At 68.2% G+C, this 18,628-nt stretch carries 21 protein-coding genes; 8 read left to right on the top strand and 13 right to left on the bottom strand.

Going from position 1 to position 18,628, the window contains the following annotated elements; all coding sequences use genetic code 11:
- Positions 1–25 precede the first annotated feature (25 nt).
- From KZC51_RS01985 to KZC51_RS01960, 6 genes are read right to left on the bottom strand one after another with little or no spacing between them, the layout of a single operon-like run.
- A complete protein-coding gene (locus KZC51_RS01985; protein ID WP_247628346.1) occupies positions 26–823 on the bottom strand; it encodes a carbon-nitrogen hydrolase family protein in 798 nt (265 codons plus the stop codon).
- A complete protein-coding gene (locus KZC51_RS01980) occupies positions 820–1,737 on the bottom strand; it encodes a LysR family transcriptional regulator (protein WP_247628345.1) in 918 nt (305 codons plus the stop codon). Before KZC51_RS01980 ends, KZC51_RS01985 begins: the two co-directional genes overlap by 4 nt.
- Before the next feature lie 2 nt (positions 1,738–1,739).
- Positions 1,740–3,428, bottom strand: coding sequence for an ABC transporter ATP-binding protein (locus KZC51_RS01975; protein WP_247628344.1), 1,689 nt, complete (start codon positions 3,426–3,428; stop codon positions 1,740–1,742).
- Entirely contained in the window at positions 3,425–4,270 is an 846-nt protein-coding gene (locus KZC51_RS01970) for an ABC transporter permease (RefSeq protein WP_247628343.1), read from the bottom strand. Before KZC51_RS01970 ends, KZC51_RS01975 begins: the two co-directional genes overlap by 4 nt.
- Positions 4,267–5,220, bottom strand: coding sequence for an ABC transporter permease (locus KZC51_RS01965; RefSeq protein WP_247628342.1), 954 nt, complete (start codon positions 5,218–5,220; stop codon positions 4,267–4,269). The genes KZC51_RS01970 and KZC51_RS01965 overlap by 4 nt, the downstream gene beginning before the upstream one ends.
- Before the next feature lie 5 nt (positions 5,221–5,225).
- Positions 5,226–6,800 (bottom strand): ABC transporter substrate-binding protein, encoded by a 1,575-nt coding sequence (locus KZC51_RS01960; protein ID WP_247628341.1) that lies wholly within the window; start codon positions 6,798–6,800, stop codon positions 5,226–5,228.
- Positions 6,801–7,415: 615 nt separating this feature from the next.
- Here KZC51_RS01960 and KZC51_RS01955 point away from each other — a divergent pair.
- The 3 genes from KZC51_RS01955 (at position 7,416) to KZC51_RS01945 (ending at position 8,853) form a co-directional block, all read left to right on the top strand.
- Positions 7,416–8,267 (top strand): hypothetical protein, encoded by an 852-nt coding sequence (locus KZC51_RS01955; protein ID WP_247628340.1) that lies wholly within the window; start codon positions 7,416–7,418, stop codon positions 8,265–8,267.
- Positions 8,258–8,509 (top strand): hypothetical protein, encoded by a 252-nt coding sequence (locus tag KZC51_RS01950; protein ID WP_247628339.1) that lies wholly within the window; start codon positions 8,258–8,260, stop codon positions 8,507–8,509. Before KZC51_RS01955 ends, KZC51_RS01950 begins: the two co-directional genes overlap by 10 nt.
- 164 nt (positions 8,510–8,673) lie before the next feature.
- Complete coding sequence (locus KZC51_RS01945) at positions 8,674–8,853, top strand: hypothetical protein (RefSeq protein ID WP_247628338.1); 180 nt, start codon at positions 8,674–8,676, stop codon at positions 8,851–8,853.
- A gap of 9 nt (positions 8,854–8,862) precedes the next feature.
- On the opposite strand, the gene KZC51_RS01940 is transcribed toward KZC51_RS01945, so the two are convergent.
- Positions 8,863–9,804: an SDR family oxidoreductase gene (locus KZC51_RS01940; RefSeq protein ID WP_247628337.1), complete on the bottom strand. Its 942-nt coding sequence runs from the start codon at positions 9,802–9,804 to the stop codon at positions 8,863–8,865.
- Positions 9,805–9,928: 124 nt separating this feature from the next.
- Here KZC51_RS01940 and KZC51_RS01935 point away from each other — a divergent pair, with 124 nt between their 5' ends.
- The gene (locus KZC51_RS01935; protein WP_247628336.1) at positions 9,929–10,774 is read left to right on the top strand and encodes a helix-turn-helix transcriptional regulator; all 846 of its coding nucleotides are present in this window, start codon (positions 9,929–9,931) and stop codon (positions 10,772–10,774) included.
- A gap of 144 nt (positions 10,775–10,918) precedes the next feature.
- The gene (locus KZC51_RS01930) at positions 10,919–11,332 is read left to right on the top strand and encodes a hypothetical protein (protein ID WP_247628335.1); all 414 of its coding nucleotides are present in this window, start codon (positions 10,919–10,921) and stop codon (positions 11,330–11,332) included.
- A gap of 3 nt (positions 11,333–11,335) precedes the next feature.
- Here the strand turns inward: KZC51_RS01930 and pnuC are convergent, their stop codons facing one another.
- From pnuC to sigJ, 3 genes are all read right to left on the bottom strand, one after another.
- The gene (pnuC, locus tag KZC51_RS01925; protein ID WP_247628334.1) at positions 11,336–12,049 is read right to left on the bottom strand and encodes a nicotinamide riboside transporter PnuC; all 714 of its coding nucleotides are present in this window, start codon (positions 12,047–12,049) and stop codon (positions 11,336–11,338) included.
- A gap of 11 nt (positions 12,050–12,060) precedes the next feature.
- On the bottom strand, positions 12,061–12,579 hold the full coding sequence (locus KZC51_RS01920) for a GNAT family N-acetyltransferase (protein ID WP_247628333.1): 519 nt from the start codon (positions 12,577–12,579) through the stop codon (positions 12,061–12,063).
- A 155-nt stretch (positions 12,580–12,734) separates the two neighbouring features.
- Positions 12,735–13,715 (bottom strand): RNA polymerase sigma factor SigJ, encoded by a 981-nt coding sequence (sigJ, locus tag KZC51_RS01915; protein WP_247628332.1) that lies wholly within the window; start codon positions 13,713–13,715, stop codon positions 12,735–12,737.
- Between the two features lie 114 nt (positions 13,716–13,829).
- Between sigJ and KZC51_RS01910 the strand changes: the two genes are divergently transcribed.
- Positions 13,830–14,585: an SDR family oxidoreductase gene (locus KZC51_RS01910; RefSeq protein WP_247628331.1), complete on the top strand. Its 756-nt coding sequence runs from the start codon at positions 13,830–13,832 to the stop codon at positions 14,583–14,585.
- An 18-nt stretch (positions 14,586–14,603) separates the two neighbouring features.
- Here KZC51_RS01910 and KZC51_RS01905 read toward each other — a convergent pair whose 3' ends face one another.
- Entirely contained in the window at positions 14,604–15,521 is a 918-nt protein-coding gene (locus tag KZC51_RS01905) for a DUF808 domain-containing protein (protein ID WP_247628330.1), read from the bottom strand.
- Between the two features lie 76 nt (positions 15,522–15,597).
- Positions 15,598–16,464 carry a hypothetical protein gene (locus tag KZC51_RS01900; RefSeq protein ID WP_247628329.1) on the bottom strand — a complete coding sequence of 289 codons (867 nt, stop codon included), beginning with the start codon at positions 16,462–16,464 and terminating at the stop codon, positions 15,598–15,600.
- A gap of 144 nt (positions 16,465–16,608) precedes the next feature.
- Between KZC51_RS01900 and msrB the strand changes: the two genes are divergently transcribed.
- The gene (gene msrB, locus KZC51_RS01895) at positions 16,609–17,085 is read left to right on the top strand and encodes a peptide-methionine (R)-S-oxide reductase MsrB (protein WP_247628328.1); all 477 of its coding nucleotides are present in this window, start codon (positions 16,609–16,611) and stop codon (positions 17,083–17,085) included.
- On the top strand, positions 17,082–17,630 hold the full coding sequence (msrA, locus tag KZC51_RS01890; RefSeq protein WP_247628327.1) for a peptide-methionine (S)-S-oxide reductase MsrA: 549 nt from the start codon (positions 17,082–17,084) through the stop codon (positions 17,628–17,630). Before msrB ends, msrA begins: the two co-directional genes overlap by 4 nt.
- Positions 17,631–17,798: 168 nt before the next feature.
- Here msrA and KZC51_RS01885 read toward each other — a convergent pair whose 3' ends face one another.
- Positions 17,799–18,608 (bottom strand): alpha/beta fold hydrolase, encoded by an 810-nt coding sequence (locus KZC51_RS01885; RefSeq protein WP_281731693.1) that lies wholly within the window; start codon positions 18,606–18,608, stop codon positions 17,799–17,801.
- Positions 18,609–18,628 lie beyond the last annotated feature (20 nt).

Raw genomic sequence — 18,628 nt, 5'->3', positions numbered from 1 at the left:
TCCTTTCAGTTCTGTGGTGACGGCGTCAGGCCGAGGCGACCACGGTGAATCGACGGTTGGCGAGCGAGGGGTTCACCGAGCGCACCTCGGCGACGCGCTGTGGCGTGGCATCCGCCACGGCGATGCCGCTCCGCTCGCCGATCTCTCCGAGAGTGATGCCCATCGGATCGACGATGATGCTGCCGCCGGTGCCGACCGACGGCCCCTGCGAGACGGCCGCCACGTAGAGGGTGTTCTCGATCGCCCGTGCGCGGGCGAGGGTGTTCCAGTGGTCCTCCTTGCGCGCACCGGGCATCCAAGCCGCCGGATACAGCAGCAGGTCGACTCCGGCATCCGCGTGTTCACGGGCCACTTCGGGGAAGCGCAGGTCGTAGCAGGTGAGCATCCCGACGGTGATGTCGTCGATCGTGAACGTCACCGGACCCGCGATGTCGCCGGGGCGGATGTGGTCGGATTCGAGGAAGCCGAACGCGTCGTACAGGTGGAGCTTGTGGTAGACCCGCGAGAGACCCTCGTCCGGCGTCACGAGCACGAGCGTGTTGTAGCCGCGCGCCTCGCCTTCGATGGTCTCGAGCATCCCGGCGACGATCGAGACACCGGTCCGGCGCGCGAGGGCGGCGAGGCCGGACACGAACGGACCGTCGAGCGGCTCGCCCTCCTTGATGAACTCCTCGTCGAGCTTCGGTGCATCGAACATCGCGAACTCGGGGAAGACCACGAGGCGTGCGCCGGCGGCGGCCGCCTCTTCGGTCAACCGCGCGATCTCCGCGAGGTTGGCGGCTTTGTCTTCGCCGGAGACCATCTGGCCGATCGCGAACTTCATGACTCTCCTTCGGTTGGGGTGAGGCCCTCCAGATCGGAGAGCTCGGTGATGCAGTGGCGGACGAATGCCCGCCCCACGGAGTCGAGGCGGCGCTCGAACCACGAGATGGATGCCGTGAGCCCCACGGGCGGGTTGACCAGTCGCCGGTAGACGACATCGTGCGGGTGGATGTCCGACAGCGACTCCGGCATGAACCCGACGCCCATGCCCGCCGACACCATCGCGGCGTGATCCATGTACGAACCCATCACCTCGAGAGTGCGCGGGGAGAAGCCGGCGCGCATGCACGCCGCGACGACCGCGTCGTAGCCCGCCGGGTTCGCCACCCGGGGGCCCTGGAGGATGCGCTCGCTGCGCAGTTCCGCGAAGCTGATCTCGTCCTGGTCGGCCAAGGCGTGGTCCAGCGGCAGGCAGGCGAGGTACTCCTCGCTGAACAGCGTCGTCGAGGACAGGTCCTTCAGATCGGGCTGGGTGAGGAGCACGGCGACGTCGATCGACCCCTGCTCCAGCTCATCGATCAGCAGCGAGGTCGCGATGCTGCGCACCTGCACGTTGGCGGCGGGATGCGCGCGGATGAAACGACGCACCGCCTTCGCCGGCGTGCTGTACATCATGGCGGGCACGATGCCCACGCGCACGCGGCCGAACTCGTGGCTGCGCTCATCGTCGAGGAGCTGGGTGATGTGCTGCATCGCCTCGAGCACCCTCCGGCAGCGGAAGTAGAACTCCCGCCCCGCCTCGGTGGGCACGATCGGGCGCATGGTGCGGTCGATCAGCGCGACGCCGACATCCTTCTCGAGTCGCGAGATCTGCTGCGACAGCGCCGGTGGCGTGATGAAGAGGCTCGCGGCAGCCTGCTTGAAGCCCCCGGCGTCGACCAGTGCGACGAAGATCTCCAGTCGTCGGGTCTCCATCCCTATCCCCTCCTCAACGCGAGCCGCTCGGCGCGGCGCACCTGCTGGATCTCGGGATCGGGCACCGGTGCGGCGGCGATCAGACGCTTCGTGTAGTCGTCCGACGGATGGTGCAGCACCTCTTCGGTCGGCCCCTCCTCGATCACATCGCCGTGCCGCAGCACCACCACCCGGTTCGACAGCGTCTCGACCACCGAGAGGTCGTGGCTGATGAACAGGCAGGAGAACCCGAGCTCGCGCTGCAGGGCGAGGAACAGATCGAGCACCTGCGCCTGCACCGAGACGTCGAGTGCGGAGGTCGGCTCATCGGCGATCATGAGCACCGGATCGGTGGCGATCGCTCTGGCGATGCCGATGCGCTGACGCTGGCCGCCCGACAACTCGTGCGGGAAGCGGTCGCACCAGTCCGGGTCGAGCTGCACCTGCTCGAGCAGCTCCTTGGCTCGCGTCCGGCGGGCGCGGGGGTCGCGGACGAGCCCCTGCCAGAGCAGCGGGTCGGAGATGGCCTGCCCGATGGTGCGCCGGGGGTTCAGCGATGACGCGGGATCCTGGAACACCATCGTCACGTGTCGCCGCAGCTGCCGCAGCGCGCGACCCGGTCGGCCGGTGATGCGCTCGCCGCGCACCTCCAGCACGCCCTCCGTCACGGGCAGCAGGCCGATCGCGGCCTTGCCGATCGTCGACTTGCCCGAGCCGGATTCGCCCACGAGGCCGACGATCTCACCGCGCGCGACCTCCAGATCGATGCCGTTGATGGCTTGGAACCCGGGGCGCCGCCAGCGACCCGGGTAGCGGATGACGGCATCCTGCAGCCGCAGCACCGTCTCGGGCAGCGGCGTGGCTGCGGTCACTCCGTCGATGCGCAGCTTGTTGCGCGCGGCCGAGAGGAAGTCGTCGGCCTTGCCGAGGTGCGGCACCGCGGCGAGAAGTGCCTGCGTGTACTCCTGCTTCGGGGAGCGGAACAGCTCCGCCGACGGGGCGCCCTCCACGACACGGCCATCCTTCATGACGACGACGTCGTCGGCGATATCGGCCACCACGCCCATGTCGTGGGTGATGATCAGCACCGCCATCCCCATCCGTTCCTGGATCTCGGAGATCAGGTCGAGGATCTCGGCCTGCACGGTGACGTCGAGAGCGGTCGTCGGCTCGTCGGCGATCAGCAGATCGGGCTCGGACGAGATGGCCATCGCGATCATGGCGCGCTGGCGCTGTCCTCCCGAGAGCTGGTGCGGATAGTGATCGACCTTCTCCTCCGGATCGGGCATGTGCACATCGCGCAGCAACTGGATCGCGCGGTCCCTGACGGTCTTCCGGTCGAGGTCGTGATGATGGCTGGTGAGCGCCTCGGCCAGCTGATGGCCGATCGTGTACACCGGGTTCAGCGCGGTCATCGGCTCCTGGAAGATCGTCGCGATCCGGGACCCGCGCAACGGCCGGAGCCCCTTGTCGCGCAACGGCACGAGGTCGACGCCGTCGAAGAGGATGCGTCCGGTGCGCCGGGCGTTGGCGGGCAGCAGATCCAGGATCGACATCGCGGTGACCGACTTGCCCGACCCCGATTCGCCGACCAGGGCGAGAGTCTTGCGCCGATCGACGCGGAACGAGACGTCGTAGGTGACCTGACGCCAGCCGTCCGGCGTCTGGAACTCGACGGACAGGCCGTCGACCTGCAGCAGCGGTTCGTTCATGAGCGCTTCTTCGCTTTCGGGTCGAGGAGATCGCGCAGGGCGTCGCCGAGGATGCCGAACGCGAGGATCGTCAGCACGATGACGGTGCCGGGCACGAGCAGCACGTGCGGGTCGGTGGTGAGGTATCGCTGCCCCGCCGCGACCATGGAGCCCCAGGACGGCGTGGGCGGAACCACGCCGAGCCCCAGATAGCTGAGTCCGGATTCCATCAGGATCGCGGCGGCCATCGTGAGGGAGAACTGCACGATGATCGGTGCCGAGACGTTCGCGAGCACCGTGCGGAACAGGATCACGACCGTCGGGGCGCCGAAGGTGCGGGCGGCGTCGACGTACTCCTCACGTTTGGTCGACAGCACCTGTCCGTAGGTGATGCGGGCGAAGATCGGGGCGAACAGCACACCCATCGCGATGATGAGCGTGATCGGTCCGGGTCCGTACAGGGTGACGGCGAGGAGCGCGAGCACGATCGGCGGGAACGCGAGGATGACGTCGACCATGAGCCGCATCGTCACGACCTCGGTGAGTCCGTTGAAGTAGCCCCCGAGCAGGCCGAGGAGCGTGCCCAGCACGGTGGCGAGCAGAGTGGCTCCGAGGGCGATGAACAGCTCGACCTGCGCACCGAACATGATGCGCGAGAGGATGTCGCGCCCCAGCTCGTCGGTGCCGAGCAGGTGGCCGGGGCTGAACATCGGCTGCAGACGCATCGCGACGTTCTGCGCGATCGGGTCGTAGGGGGCGAGCAGCGGCGCGAACGCCATGAGGATGATGATCACCAGCAGGTAGACCACCATGACGGTCCGCAGGGGCGTGATCGCCTGGCGGATGCGGGGGCTGAGTTTCATGCTCGCCTCACTCGGGGGTCGAGGATTCCATAGATGATGTCGACGACGATGTTGATCGCGATGAACAGCAGGGCGATCACGATCACGACGCCCTGCACCACGGGGTAGTCACGGGTGGTGACGCCGTCGACGAGCAGGCTCGACAGGCCGGGGTAGTTGAAGACCCGCTCGACCAGGACCGTCGAGCCCAGCAGCGTGCCGAAGCCGATGCCGACCACGGTCACGACTGGGGTGAGCGAGTTGCGCAGCACGTGCCGGCGGAACACCGTGAGCGGGGCGAGGCCGATCGACTTCGCGGTGCGGACCCAGTCCTGCGTCTGCACCTCCAGCACGGCCGATCGTGTCATCCGGGCGATCTGCGCGGCGAACCCGACCGCGAGCGCGATGGCCGGCAGTGTGAGGCTGGCGAGCGAACCGAGCAGATCCTTGGAGGGGTCCACGTAGCCTCCGGCCGGGAACCACTTCAGCGTGATCGAGAAGAGCAGGATCAGCACCGCGCCGAACACGAACACGGGCAGGGCGACGCCGATCGAGCTGAGCGCGGTGACCAGCGTGTCGACCCATCCGCCCCGGCGGGCGGCGAGGGCACCCATCGCGACGCCGATCACGATCGACAGCACGGTGGCGAACACGACCAGCATCAGGGTGCGCGGGAGTCGGGCCCCGATGGCCTCGAGCACGGGCTGGGAGGTGCGGAACGACTCGCCGAGGTCTCCAGTGAACACACCGCTGAGGAACGAGAGGTACTGCGTGAGCAACGGCTGGTTGAGCCCCAGCTGCTCGCGCAGCTTCTCGACGGCTTCCGGGCTGGGCGCCCCGCCGTCGCCGGTGCTCAGCAGCAGCACGGCGGGGTCGCCCGGAACGAGTTGGAGTGCGGAGAAGATGAGGGTGAGGACCAGCAGGACCAGCCCCACCCCCATCGCCACCCGCTTCAGGATGAAGAACAGCACAGGACTTACTCCACCGAGGCGTGCGCGAGGTTGAGCGAGCTGTAGAAGACGAGGAACCCTGGCAGGGTCTCGAACCCGCTCACCCTGTCGTTGTAGGCGTAGGCCTGCTCACGCGTGTTGATCGAGGCGAAGGGCACGTCCTCGGCCCAGAGCTCGGCGACCTGCGCGTAGATGTCACGCTTGGCGTCGTCATCGCTGGAGCGGAGACCCTCCTCGATGAGCCCGCGCAGCGTGTCGTTGGAGTAGCCCCAGCCGACGTTGAAGTTGCGGCTGTCGACGACCCAGCTCAACAGGTACGACGGGTCGGTGACGACGCCGGCGTCACCGGAGACCGCGATGTCGTACTCGCCCGCGTTGCCCTTGCTGACTCGGGTCGACCAGTCGGGGGCGTCGAGGGTGACGTCGATGCCGATCGCGCGCAGATCCTCCTGCACCGAGAGGGCGTTGTCCTGCAGGAACGTGTACTGCGAGGTCGAGAGCAGCGTCGCCGAGAAGCCGTCGGGGTAGCCTGCTTCGGCGAGGAGCTCCTTCGCCTTGTCGGGGTCGTAGCTCCACAGCTCGGCCGCGGCGGGGTCGTAGGCGGGGTCGTCCTCGGGGATGACGATGCCGTTCAGCGGGGCGCCGTTGCTCTGGAATGCCGCCAGCACCGCGTTCTCGCGGTTGAGGGCGTAGGCGACGGCCTGGCGCACCTTCGGGTCGGCGAACGGGCCGTCGGTGACGTTGAACTGCACGTACTGGAACGGCCCCTGCTGGGCGTCGACGGTGAGGCCGGCATCCGACACGCGCTGGAAGTTCTCCCACGGGACGTACTCGATCATGTCGACGTCGCCGCTGAGCAGTGCGTTGGTGCGTGCCTCTCCGTCGGGGTAGAACTTCACCTCGATGCTGTCGAGCGCCACATCATCCGCGTCGTAGTAGTTGTCGCTCTTCTCGACCGTGAGGCCGATCCCTTCCTCGAGGTCCGTCATCTCGAACGGGCCGGCGCCGACCCAGTTCGGGGTGTCGGCGTTGAGTGAGGCGTCGGGGACGATCGCCGCGAACGGAAGCGCGAGGTACTGCAGGAACGCGGTGTTCGGCTGCGCGAGGGTGATCGTGACGGTGTCGCCGTCGGTGGAGATGTCGGTGATGTCCTTGAGCCCGGCGGCGAGCTGGGAGCCGTTCGCAGGGTCGCGGTAGTAGTCGAGCGAGTTCTTGACGTTCTCTGCGGTGAGGGGCGTGTCGTCGTGGAAGGTGAGATCGGGACGCAGGGTGAAGACGTAGCTGGTGGGATCGGTGGTGTCGACGGACTCGGCGAGACCCGGAGTGACGGCCCCGCTCTCGTCGTAGGTCATCAGGCCGCGGTGCACCATGGTGAGCAGCTGGTTCACCGCACCTCCCTGCTGCATGCCGGTGATCGGGGTGGCGGGTTCGGCGGAGAGGCCGAAGGTCAGGGTCTGCGATCCGGAGCCGGCGTCTCCGGAGTCACCGGATCCGCCGCAACCTGCGAGGACGAGGATGGATGCGGCGCCGAATGCGATGGCGCCGATCCAGCGGTGCGCCTGACGGCTTTCGTTCCGGCCGAGGTGCTGTGAAATGGGCATGACAGAGTCCTTCCATGGTGCAGGGGGCACCATCGCTCGAATGTCACGAAGCACGGAACGTCATCATCGACGGCTCCGTTGCTCGTCGGGTGTGGAGGTCTGAGTGGGACAAGACCTTTCGTGATCGATTATCTCGGCATGCCACATAAGCAGCTAGTTCGACTTTTCAGACGGAGATAACAAAACACTTAACTACCCCTGCTGAACAGGGGTTCTTCTGCGAGAAGCCGTCTTTCGTGGAGAAAGCGTGTGCTCGTGGCAGTGAACGGGCGTCGCGAGAGGAACAGGACGATCGCGTGCGTCGCCGGTATGTCCCGGGGGGATGCGGCTACCTGAATATGTAAGGACTTGGCTGGTCGTGCAAACGGCCGATCGTCTGTCCTCCGAATGGGCGACAGACAGTACGTCCAGGTGATCCTACGTTGACGGTGATGGCCCTGGCTAAGGAGTGCTCGCCGAAGGCGAGTCGGTCAGTGGTCGGTAAAGAGCACTCACTGTGAGACGATCCCGTCTTGTCGCTGCGACCGGCGCATTCTGTCTATCGCCAGCCTCGCGCCGGCAACTGCCGCGTCGGCGACTGATTCCTCGCCTACCCCAGAGGAGGTGTCTGCCGTAGTGGCCAGAGCGGCCGCGAATGCTGGTGTTTCCGTTGTCTCCACCGACGGCGAGTTGGACGTCACCCCGGCACTCGATGCGTCCGGGGGCGTCGTCGTCAGCGCGGGCAATGTTGCCCCGCTGACCATCCCGCTCCCTGATGGGTTGTCGCTCGACACGGCAGAGAAGACCGATTCCGGTTCTACGGTGTACTCGGCAGATCAGGGCAGCGTTGATGTGACGGTCGACGAAGTAGTGCAGGGCGTTCGCGTGTCCACCGTGCTGTGGGACGGATCGCAGGACGCGTTCTCCTACACCCTTCCCGAAGGCGTCGACGCTGCGCCCCAGCCCGATGGGTCGTTGGAACTGACGCGAACGGAGGTTGTAGAGGCTGAGGGCATCACCGCCGAAGTGACCGCGACTATCGGAAGCATCGAGCCCGCGTGGGCCGTTGACGCGAACGGGGCCGAAGTGAGCACCGCGTATGAGGTTGCGGGTGGCGTGGTCACTCAGGTCGTCGACGTCGAGAACGCGGCGTTCCCTGTCGTTGCAGATCCCACCTGGTCCCTTACGAGCCCCGTGCAGGTACGAATTCGTTTCACCCGCGCAGAGACGGCAACCATCGCCAACGGCGGCTGGGGCGCTACGGGACTCACCGCTGTATGCGCCGCAGCTGGCGCGGCCGTCGCGGGCCCTCCGGGAGCAGCAGCCTTCGCAGCAGGATGTTTCCTCGCAACCGGCCCCATGGTCTACACGGCCGGTGTCGCGCAGAACTCGAAACCGAAGCGGTGCCTTGAGCAGTTCATGACCTTTGTGCCCCTCTCCGGCGTGATTGTCGGCGTACCCTGGTACGGAACGTACGCATGCAAGTGACGGACACCATGACCTACAGCAATTCACTGCGGCGCCGACTGAGAGCGCTGTTCTCGCCCATAAGGCTCGTGCTCTTCGCTGCCGCGGTGATCTTCGCGGTCGCGTTGAACGTCGTGTTCATCGGTAACGGCGGGTCGCCCGAATGGGTGGGTGCGCTCTCTGTCGTGCCCCTTCTCGCCTTCGCAGGATGGACGGTGGCTACCGACTACCGCCTCAGGCGTCGCGAGAGGGGCAACCGCTAGAACTGCGGCGCCTTCCCGGGTGCTCGGCCTGATGATCGGGCATCCGGGAAGTCTCAGCCTTCTGCGTCGTGCTCTGCTCCGTCTTCCGTCGGGAGAAGGGCTCCCCCTCGGGAGGAGGCGCATCCCCGACCTCCGCCCGCCCCGGAGGTGCCTAGGCTGGAGCCATGACCAAGAACTCGCTCTGGACCGTCGTCGGTGTCATCCTCGCCGTGGTGATCGCGTGGTGGCTGGTCAGTGCGCTCTTCTCGGTGCTGTGGTTCATCGCGAAGCTGGCCATCGTGCTGGTGGTCGCCGTCGGCGTCTTCTTCTTCCTGCGCTCGGTGTTCGGCCGCAGCGACGACTGACCCGGCCGGTCACCGCGGGAAGGTGACCCCGACAAGTTCCTCCGAGATCCGCCAGATGCGCGACGCATCCTCGGTGCTCTTCAACGGGGCGTACAGGGGCTGCTCCGACGGCATCCCGCCCATGCGTCCTGGGCCACCGGGGCTGTACAGCGCGCGCGCACTCGACGTGCTCAGCGTCGCGGCCGCGAGGGCAGGGAGCGCCGCGCTCTCAGGAGTTCCGACGATCAGTCCGCGCGCAGAAGCCCACCGGATCACCCGCACCTCGAGGGTGTCGGTGGTGCGCCCGAGCTCCGGTCGCGCCGCCAGCAGGCTCGTCGGGGCGACACCCGGATGCGACAGGTTGCTCGTGATGCCCCATCCGTGCGCCTCGCTCTGACGGTCGAGTTCGAGACCGAACAGCCCGAACGCGATCTTCGACTGGCGGTAGGCGCGCATGCCGTCGTATGACTGCTCCCACTGCAGATCCGACCAGTGGATGCGTCCGCTGCTCGCCGCCACGCTCACCTGCGACGTCACCCGGGCGCTGCCGGCACGCAACACCGGCAGCAGATGTGCGACGAGTGCGACGTGACCGAGGTGGTTCGTGCCGAACTGCAGCTCGAACCCGTCGGCCGTCGTCTGCCGCGTGGGGGGAGTCATCACGCCCGCGTTGTTGATCAGCAGATGCACCGGCTGCGCGTCGGCGTTCATGGTCTCGCCGAAGGCGGCGATCGAGTCCAGCGACGACAGGTCGAGCGGGGTGGTGCGCACCCGGGCGTGAGGCACGGCATCGCGGATGCCGGCGGCTGCCGTCGCGCCCTTCTCGGCGTTGCGCACGGGGAGCACGATCTCGGCTCCGGCCCTGGCGAGGCGGGTCGCGATGCGCAACCCGATCCCATCGCTGCCGCCGGTGACCACGGCCGTCTTTCCGGTGAGGGACGGGATGTCGATGTCGGGGATGCTGCGCGTCATGATGCTCCTTCGAGGGTCGCATCCAGCATGCGTGCCTGCCGCGACCGCATCCAGGACTCCTCATGCAGTGGATACGCGTACCGGGACGGTGCGAGGATCATGATCGGCACAGCGAGGAGATGAGATGGCGATCGACAGAGCAGCCCTGGCGGGGTTCCTGCGTCTGCGCCGCGACAGCCTGCAGCCCGAAGACGTCGGGCTGGGCCGAGGGCAGCGCCGACGCACCGAAGGACTGCGTCGCGAGGAGGTCGCCGCGCTCAGCCACATGTCGGCGGACTACTACGCGCGCCTCGAGCGCGGGGACGGGCCGCTGCCGTCGGCGCAGATGCTCGCCTCCATCGCTCAGGGGCTGCACCTCACGATCGACGAGCGCGACCACCTGTTCCGGCTGGCCGGTCATCAGCCACCGGAGCGCGGCGGGGCGAGCGAGCACGTCAGCCCCGGCATGCTGCGGATCCTCGATCGGCTGCATGACACTCCGGCCGAGATCGTGACCGAGCTCGGGGAGACTCTGCGGCAGACGCCGCTCGGAGTCGCGCTGACCGGCGACACGGCGAGCATCCGCGGACCGGAGCGGAGCCTCGGATACCGCTGGTTCAGCGATCCACGCACGCGGGCGCTGTATGCCGAGGAAGAGCATGACTTCCTCTCCCGGCTGTGGGTCTCGGGTCTGCGCGAGGTCAGTGCGCGGCGGGGGAGCGGGTCGCGGGCCGCGGGGTTCGTCGAGGCACTGCTCCCGCGCAGCGCCGAGTTCCGCGAGCTCTGGGACCGGCACGAGGTGGGTCTGCGGCCCCGCGCGACGAAGCACTTCGTGCACGCGGAGCTGGGGCCGCTCGAGCTCACCTGCCAGAGCCTGCTCGATCCGGAGCAGTCCCACGCCCTGCTCGTCTACACCGCAGTGCCCGGCTCGGAGAGCCAGGAGAAGCTGCGGCTGCTCTCGGCGCTCAGCCCGCGGACCCTTTCGTCCTGACGGGCGTCTGCCCCGCACGGCTTCGGGAGGAGAACTCGGCCTCGGGAGGAGCATCCGGGCCGAATCGTCCGCCCGACGGGGAGAAGTCCTCCCGACCCGGATGCCGTCGCCTCACGATGCCGGCGGCTGCATCGTCATGCGGGTATGAGACGACTCCACCTCCTCGCCCTCGCCGCTTCGGCTGCTCTCGGAATCTTCGTCGGAGGATGGGCGTACTTCGCCTCCGCCGCCTTCTACGACTCGTTCCCCGGCGTTCTCGGCTCCTGGGTGTCCGTCGACGGACCCTACAACGAGCACCTGATCCGTGATGTGGGAGCCATGTACCTCGCGCTCGCCGCGGCCAGCATCGGCGGACTGATCTGGCGGAACGAGATCGCCTTCCGCATCCTCGGCATCGCCTGGACCGTGTTCGGACTGTTGCACTTCGCGTACCACGCGCTGCACCTCGAGCACATGTCGCCGGTGTCCGCGATCGGCGAGATGGTCGCCCTGGGCATCAGCCTGCTGCTGGGTGTCGTGCTGCTGCTCCCCGAACGGACGCCGTCGCGCCGCGACTGAACCTCAGCGGGCGTCATCCTCCGCGCGCCGCGGGCTCGGATCGGGAGGCAGGATCTCGACCGGCGTCGCCGAGGCCTTCACCTGTGCGCGCCACCAGATCACGAACCCGGTCGCGGTGAACAGGCCGTAGAAGACGTACATCAACCCGGTCGCGTAGTAGCCCGAGCTGAACAGCAGCGGCACTCCCACCACGTCGACCGCGATCCAGATGAGCCAGAACTCGGTCCATCCTCTGGCCATGCCGTAGGTCGCCAGCAGTGAGCCGACGAAGGTCCAGGCGTCCGCCCACACCGGCTCCCACGAGCCGAGCGCACGGAACAGGGGGGTGAGGGCGACGGTGCCGACGATCATCACGAGGACCATGCCGATGCGCGCGCTCGTGGGTGCCCAGCGCGGGGTCACCCGTCCGCCCGAGGCGTTGCGCCAGCGGATCCACCCGTAGATCGCGACGGCGATGAACATGACCTGGCGCCCCGCCTGCCCGAGCAGGTGCGGCAGCGAGTGGTCGGGACTGAGGATCGAGCCGAGGAAGACGGTCAGCAGCAGCAGGTTGCCGACGATGCCCACCGGCCACGCCCACACCTTGCGTCGCATGCCGCCGATCGCGCTCGCGAGCCCGAACACGTTGCCGACGACTTCGCGCACCAGCAGCGTCTGCCCGCCCGGCAGCACCCACTGGGCGTTGAACGCGTCGACGAACCACTGCAGTGCATCCATCGGGTCTCCGTTCAGGACGCGGTGTCGGGAGCGGTGCGCTCGTCGAGGATGAGCTGCAGCAGCGTCAGATCGAGCCAGCGGCCGAACTTCACGCCGACCTGCGGCATGCGCCCGACCTCGTGGAAGCCGAGCTTCTCGTGCAGGCGGATCGATCCGACGTTGCCGCTCTCGACCGCCGCGACCATGACGTGCACGCCCTGCCCGCGCGCCCTCGTGATGAGCTCCTGCATCAGCGTCCTGCCCACGCCGCGTCCCTGCTGGTCGCCCCTCACGTAGACCGAGTGCTCCACGGTCTGCCGGAATCCGCTGTGCGGACGGAAGCCGCCGAAGGAGGCGTAGCCGATCACGCCGGTCTCGTCCGCGGCGACGATCACGGGAAAGCCGTGATCGGTGCGGTCGGCGAGCCATGCCGCCCGGTCATCGATGTCGACGGCGTCGTCGTTCCAGATCGCGGTGGTGTGCACCACGGCGTGGTTGTGAATCTCGGTGATCGTCTCGAGGTCGGCGACGACCGCATCCCTGATCTGCACTGGGCTCTCCTGCGTCTGCGCTTCGGGCGCGCAACGCTGACGTTAGCAGGATGCGGAGGATGTCGGATCGCCGACGTTCTGCCCGGTGCGGGCCGACGGATGACGGAGAGGAGGACGGATCACGGACGATTCGTCGGCGATCTCTCCGTGATCCGTCAGGCCGTCCGTGATCCGTCGCCCCCGGGGTCGGCTGAGTCGGCCGAACCGCCCGGGCCGTCCGCCCCCGAATCACCGCGCCAGGAGGTCAGCTTGGCCGGATTCAGCACGATCCACACCCGACTGATCCTGCCGTCCTCGACCGCGAAGTTCATGACGGAGGCCACTTCGCCCTCCGCGCGGAACACGAAGGCGAGGCCGTCGCCCGTCTGCAGCTCCGCAGCCTCGAGGTGGGGGTTCTTCTGAGCGATCCCGAGCAGGAACCGTGCCACCCGGTCGGCGCCGCTGACGACGTTGAGCGCCGCGCGTACGACTCCGCCGCCGTCGCTGCGCAGCTCCACGTCGGGGGCGAGCACCCGGATCAGCTCGTCGACGCCGCCCGTGAGCGTCGCGGCGCGGAACGCGCGCACCACCCGGTCGTGCTCCGCCCGCGGCACCGCGGTGGCACGGTTCTCGCGCACGTGGCGCCGCGCGGATGTCGCCAGCTGCCGCACCGCTGCAGGGGAGCGCCCGAGGATCTCGGCGATCTCGGGGAAGGGCACGTCGAAGATGTCGTGCAGCACGAAGGCCACGCGCTCCGACGGCGTCATCGACTCCAGCACGACCAGCAGCGCCGTCGACACCGAATCGTCGAACGACACGCGCTCCAGAGGGTCGGTGATCTCGCGCGAGGACGCCGACACCCGGCCCCCGTCCGCGAACGTGTCGGAGGGCACCGGCTCCGGCAGCCACTGGCCCACGTACTGCTCGCGGCGTCGCCGGGCCGAGGTCAGCAGATCGAGCGAGATCCGGCTGGCCACGGTCGTCAGCCAGGCGCCGAGGTTCTGGATGGCGCCGCGCTCGGCATCCGTCTGCCGATACCAGCGCACGAACGTCTCCTGCACGACGTCCTCCGCGTCGGCGAGGGTGCCGGTCATGCGGTAGGCGACGGCCAGCAGCCGGCGGCGTTCGCGGAACACCTCGTCCAGGTCGTCGTGCACGTTCTCTCCTCGCAGCGGATGCACTGGAAGACTACCGACCTCACACCTGCGCCTCCGCCATCGTCGGTGTTGTGACAGGGTGACGCGCAGAGCACCCGTAACGAAGGGAACCCCATGAGGATCGCCATCGCAGGAGGCAGCGGAACCGTCGGGCGTCACGTCACGCAGTCCGCGCGCGACGCCGGCCATGACGTCGTCGTGCTCAGCAGGGCGAACGGCACGGATGTGCTCACCGGCGAGGGGCTTACGGACGCGCTCGCCGGAGCGGATGCCGTCATCGACGTCACGAACCTCTCCACCACGCTCTCGGCGAAGAAGTCGAGAAGCTTCTTCGAGACCGCGGCGCACCATCTGCTCACGGCCGAGCAGCGGGCCGGCATCGGCCATCACGTCGTGCTGTCGATCGTCGGGATCGACGACATCGACACCTCGTACTATGCGGGCAAGCTCGCTCAGGAGCGTGCGGTGGGCGCGGGCCCCGTGCCGTTCACGATCGCCCGGGCGGGTCAGTTCCACGAGTTCGCGGGGCAGATCCTCTCTCTGGTCGGAGGACCGTTCGCGCCGATGCCGCGCACGCTCATGCGTCCGGTCGCCGCCCGTGAAGTCGCCGCCCACCTCGTGCGGGTGGCCGAAGCCGGCGCGGTCGGCCGGGCGCCGGACCTGGTCGGCCCGCGCGACGAGACCCTCGCCGACGTCGCGCGACGCCAGCTCGCATTCGACGGCATCCGTCGCCGGGTGCTCGACATCCGGCTGCCCGGGGCCTACGGCAAGGGACTCGCGTCGGGCGTGCTGCGCGGAGGACCGGATGCGCTCCAGGGTGAGATCACATTCGACGAGTGGCTGCGCAGCGCGGATCACGTGAGGGCGTGAGCCGCGGTTCGTCGCCGGTCAGACGTGCACGTCGGCGGGGGATTCCTCGCCCTCGTGGAAGTTCGGCTTCTTGCCCAGCATCCGCGCGACGGCGAGCACGAGCCCGACGATGATGAGCCCGGCGATGAGCCCGGCGACAGCGGAGAACAGGGTGTCGCCGATCCAGACGATCACCGGTCCGAGCGGCTCCAGCAGGTGCTCGATGCCGTGCAGCACATCGGCGCCGAAGTGCAGGCCGACCTCGCCGAGGTTCACGAGCAGCAGGTGGCCGCCGACCCAGAGCATGGCGACGGTGCCGAGGATGCTGATGAAACGGAAGACTGCGGGCATCGAGCGCACGATCCGCGTGCCGGTGTGACGGATGCGCTGCACCGGGTTCTTCGCCATCTTGAGGCCGATGTCGTCGATCTTCACCAGCAGCGCGACCGCGCCGTAGACGACGCCGGTCATGATGAGCGCGATGACGGCGAGGACCGCGAGCGTCGTCCAGATGTCGAGGCCCGCCTCGAGGTTCGCGAGCGAGATGAGCATGATCTCGGTCGAGAGGATCAGGTCGGTGCGCACCGCGCCCCACACCAGCTTGTTCTCGTTGCGGTCGCCCTCGTCGGCATGACCGTGCTGCACGCCGAACCACTCGAGCACCTTCTCGGCCCCTTCGAAGCAGAGGTACGCACCGCCCAGGATCAGCAGGTACGGCAGCACCCAGGGCGCGAAGGCGGTCAGGAGCAGGGCGATCGGGATGATGATGACGAACTTGTTCGCCAGCGATCCGACCGCGATCTTGGCGACCACAGGCAGTTCGCGTGCAGGAGTGATGCCCTGCACGTACTGCGGAGTGACGGCCGCGTCATCGATCACGACGCCGGCGGCTTTGGCCGAGGCCTTCATCGCCGCGCTCAGGATGTCGTCGACGACGGCGAGCAGACCAACCGACATGTGCGTCCCCCAGGTTCTTGTGCAGACGAGAAACTATATCCACATCGTGCGTCGGTGGAGGTGCCTTCGGCGTCGGCTACTCGCTGTCGAGGAAGACACCGACCCGGTCGCCGTCGAGCACGAACTGCAGCGCCGTGCCGTCGGGGAACGCCGCGCGCAGCTCGGGCGGCGCATCGGCGGTGAGCGGAACCTCGATGGTGGCGGGGAAGACCCCGACTCGGCACCCCGAGTAGATGGGGCCCTCGACGCCCCAGGAGTCAGTGGTGAAGTCTTCGGCCGCCGGTATCTGATCCGAGGTGACGGCCATGAGGCAGGCGGCGTCCGGCGTGGCCGGACCGTTGAAGCCGCTCGCGCTGAGGAAGAGCGTGAGTCCGTGGAACTCGAAGGCGGGTGAATCCTCCACCGCTCCCATGAACCCCGCCGGAACATCGATCGTGGTCGTGGGGGCCAACGTCGAGATCTGCGGCGCTCCGGATGACGCGGAGACCGGCGCGAACGACACCACGGCGTACGTGACGCCGGCGGACAGTGCGGCTGCGGTCGCGGCGGCGATCCACAGCGTGCGGCGTCGGTATCGACGCGGACCGGCGGGCTCCTGCGGCGTGATCGCCGCCTCTGCGGCGACAGGATGCTCTGCCGACGCAGGAAGGTGCGGCGACGCGGGAAGCTCTGTCGACGAGGGAAGCTCCGGCGCTGCAGGGAACAGCGCGTCGAGGGCGGAGGGGCCAGGGGCGGGCTCATCCGGCATCCGCACACCCGCCGGCACGACCTCGGCCTCCACCGGGGCCGCGGCATCCGCGCTCATCGACTCCGCGCGGCGCGCGGAGCGGAGACCCTCCAGCTCGTGGAGGCGCCGGACAGCCGCCGGGTCGTCCGCGATGTCGGGGTGCGGACCATAGGCGCGTGCGCGCAGCGTGCGGAGTTCTTCGTCAACGGCATCCATCCCCGGCATCGTCTCATGTTCGCGGCGTCGGGATGGTCCACCGAAACTCACAGCGCGCTCCCAGCCCTGCGGGACCAAAACGGCGGCCGCGCTGGTTGTGATCATCAGACGCTGCAGCCAGCCGCGTCAGACAGGAGACAGATCGTGTCGAACGACTACCGCAAGACGTCCGAGGCCGTCAGCGACCTCACCCACCTGCAGTACGAGGTCACGCAGGAGGACGGCACCGAGCCTCCCTTCCGCAACGCGTACTGGAACAACCACGAAGACGGCATCTACGTCGACGTCGTCTCCGGCCAGCCCCTGTTCAGCTCGGCCGACAAGTTCGACAGCGGCACCGGATGGCCGAGCTTCACCAAGCCCATCGAGGCGGATGCCGTCACCACCCGCACCGACCGGAAGCTGTTCATGACGCGCACCGAGGCCCGCTCGACCGGGGCGGACAGCCATCTCGGGCACGTCTTCGACGACGGACCCCGTGACGCGGGAGGATTGCGGTACTGCATGAACTCCGCCGCTCTCCGCTTCGTGCCGGCCGACCGGCTCGAGGACGAGGGGTACGGTCGCTACAGCAGCCTCTTCACCCACCAGACCACCGACAACGCCGAGGAGCAGTCATGACCGACGACACCGGAACCATCACCCGCACCCCCGGAACCGAGACCGCTGTGCTCGCCGGCGGCTGCTTCTGGGGCATGGAGGACCTGATCCGCCGCCAGCCCGGAGTGCTCGCCACCCGCGTGGGCTACACGGGCGGCTCGAACGCGCACGCCACGTACCGCAACCACCCCGGTCACGCCGAGGCGGTCGAGATCGTCTTCGATCCGACCAAGACCACGTACCGCGACATCCTGGCGTTCTTCTTCCAGATCCACGACCCGTCGACCAAGGACCGTCAGGGCAATGACATCGGATCGAGCTACCGCTCCGCGATCTTCCCGCTCAGCCCCGAGCAGGAGTCCGTGGCGCGCGACACGATCGCCGACGTCGACGCCTCCGGTCTCTGGCCGGGCAAGGCCGTCACGACGATCGAGCCCGAGGGCCCGTTCTGGGAGGCCGAGGAGGAGCACCAGGACTACCTGATCAAGTACCCCAACGGCTACACGTGCCACTTCCCGCGCGCGGGATGGGTGCTGCCGAAGCGCGAGGAGAGCGCGGCGGTCTGACCGTCGTTCTCAGGCCCTTCGCCCTCGAGGCGGAGGGCCTTCTTCGTGCCCGGTGGCGACGCCTGGAATGGCAGCGCGCGGAATGAAGGTGATCGCACGGAATGAAGGAGCGGATGCTGCATCCGCTCCTTCATTCCGCGAGATCTCCTTCGCGGCGGGAGGGCAGCGTCAGCCCTCGCGGAGGAACGCCAGTGCCGCTTCCTTGAACTCGCGCGAGCCGGGCGCGTTGAAGTGGTTCCGGTTCGGGATCTCGAAGAAGCGGGCGTCGGGGGCGGCGGATGCCAGGGCGCGGGAGCCTTCGATGATGGCGTCCTTCGACCCGGTCGCGAACAGGATCGGGCGAGTCGGAGCATCCGCCGGGTCGGGGTCGATCGCCCCGGATGACCGCATCCCCTCGGCCAGAGCGACCAACGCGCTCAGGTCGTTGCCGGGCACGCGCTCGGTGAGGGCGATGTAGTTCTGCGTCGTGGTGTCGCTGACCGGGGTGCCCTCGGCGATGTAGGCGCGCACCTGATCGAGGTCGAGACGGGCGAGGGGGATGCCGTCCGGCACGCCGCCCAGCACCGCCCTGCCGATGCGCTGTGGAAGATCGCGCACGACCTCCCACCCCACCCGTGCGCCGAGCGAGTAGCCGACGTACACGGCGTCGTCGACGAGGTACGCATCCATGACCGTCTCGACGTCGGTGACCAGCGTGCGGATGCTGTAGTCCTCGGGCTGATGCGGCTTCTCGCTGCGCCCGTGGCCGCGCTGGTCGAGGGCGAGCACGCGGAACCCGGCTCTCGTCAGCTCGCGCACCCACCCGGTGAGCACCCAGTTGTCGCGGGCGTTGGATGCGAACCCGTGCACGATCACGACGACCGGGGCGTCGAGGTCACCCCAGGTGTACGTGGCGAGCCGCGTGCCGTCGGCCGCGTACACCTGCTGGGGTTCGGGCATGCGGGTGAGGTCGGAGAGAGGAACTGCCACGGCATCCATTGTGCTCCTGCATCGGGAGC

The sequence above is a fragment of the Microbacterium croceum genome (assembly GCF_023091245.1).
In the GTDB taxonomy this organism is placed as follows: Bacteria; Actinomycetota; Actinomycetes; order Actinomycetales; family Microbacteriaceae; genus Microbacterium; species Microbacterium croceum.
Note: the sequence above shows the minus strand (reverse complement) of the source record. Positions and strands in the feature narration are given on the sequence as shown.

Coding starts and splice junctions, on each gene's coding strand:
- KZC51_RS01950 (WP_247628339.1), top strand. CDS start 8,258: ATGCAAGTGACGGACACCATGACCTACAGCAATTCACTGCGGCGCCGA.
- KZC51_RS01930 (WP_247628335.1), top strand. CDS start 10,919: ATGAGACGACTCCACCTCCTCGCCCTCGCCGCTTCGGCTGCTCTCGGA.
- msrA (WP_247628327.1), top strand. CDS start 17,082: ATGACCGACGACACCGGAACCATCACCCGCACCCCCGGAACCGAGACC.
- KZC51_RS01970 (WP_247628343.1), bottom strand. CDS start 4,270: ATGAAACTCAGCCCCCGCATCCGCCAGGCGATCACGCCCCTGCGGACC.
- KZC51_RS01940 (WP_247628337.1), bottom strand. CDS start 9,804: ATGACGCGCAGCATCCCCGACATCGACATCCCGTCCCTCACCGGAAAG.
- KZC51_RS01975 (WP_247628344.1), bottom strand. CDS start 3,428: ATGAACGAACCGCTGCTGCAGGTCGACGGCCTGTCCGTCGAGTTCCAG.
- KZC51_RS01935 (WP_247628336.1), top strand. CDS start 9,929: ATGGCGATCGACAGAGCAGCCCTGGCGGGGTTCCTGCGTCTGCGCCGC.
- KZC51_RS01910 (WP_247628331.1), top strand. CDS start 13,830: ATGAGGATCGCCATCGCAGGAGGCAGCGGAACCGTCGGGCGTCACGTC.
- KZC51_RS01945 (WP_247628338.1), top strand. CDS start 8,674: ATGACCAAGAACTCGCTCTGGACCGTCGTCGGTGTCATCCTCGCCGTG.
- KZC51_RS01980 (WP_247628345.1), bottom strand. CDS start 1,737: ATGGAGACCCGACGACTGGAGATCTTCGTCGCACTGGTCGACGCCGGG.
- KZC51_RS01960 (WP_247628341.1), bottom strand. CDS start 6,800: ATGCCCATTTCACAGCACCTCGGCCGGAACGAAAGCCGTCAGGCGCAC.
- KZC51_RS01905 (WP_247628330.1), bottom strand. CDS start 15,521: ATGTCGGTTGGTCTGCTCGCCGTCGTCGACGACATCCTGAGCGCGGCG.
- KZC51_RS01900 (WP_247628329.1), bottom strand. CDS start 16,464: ATGGATGCCGTTGACGAAGAACTCCGCACGCTGCGCGCACGCGCCTAT.
- KZC51_RS01885 (WP_281731693.1), bottom strand. CDS start 18,608: ATGGATGCCGTGGCAGTTCCTCTCTCCGACCTCACCCGCATGCCCGAA.
- pnuC (WP_247628334.1), bottom strand. CDS start 12,049: ATGGATGCACTGCAGTGGTTCGTCGACGCGTTCAACGCCCAGTGGGTG.
- KZC51_RS01985 (WP_247628346.1), bottom strand. CDS start 823: ATGAAGTTCGCGATCGGCCAGATGGTCTCCGGCGAAGACAAAGCCGCC.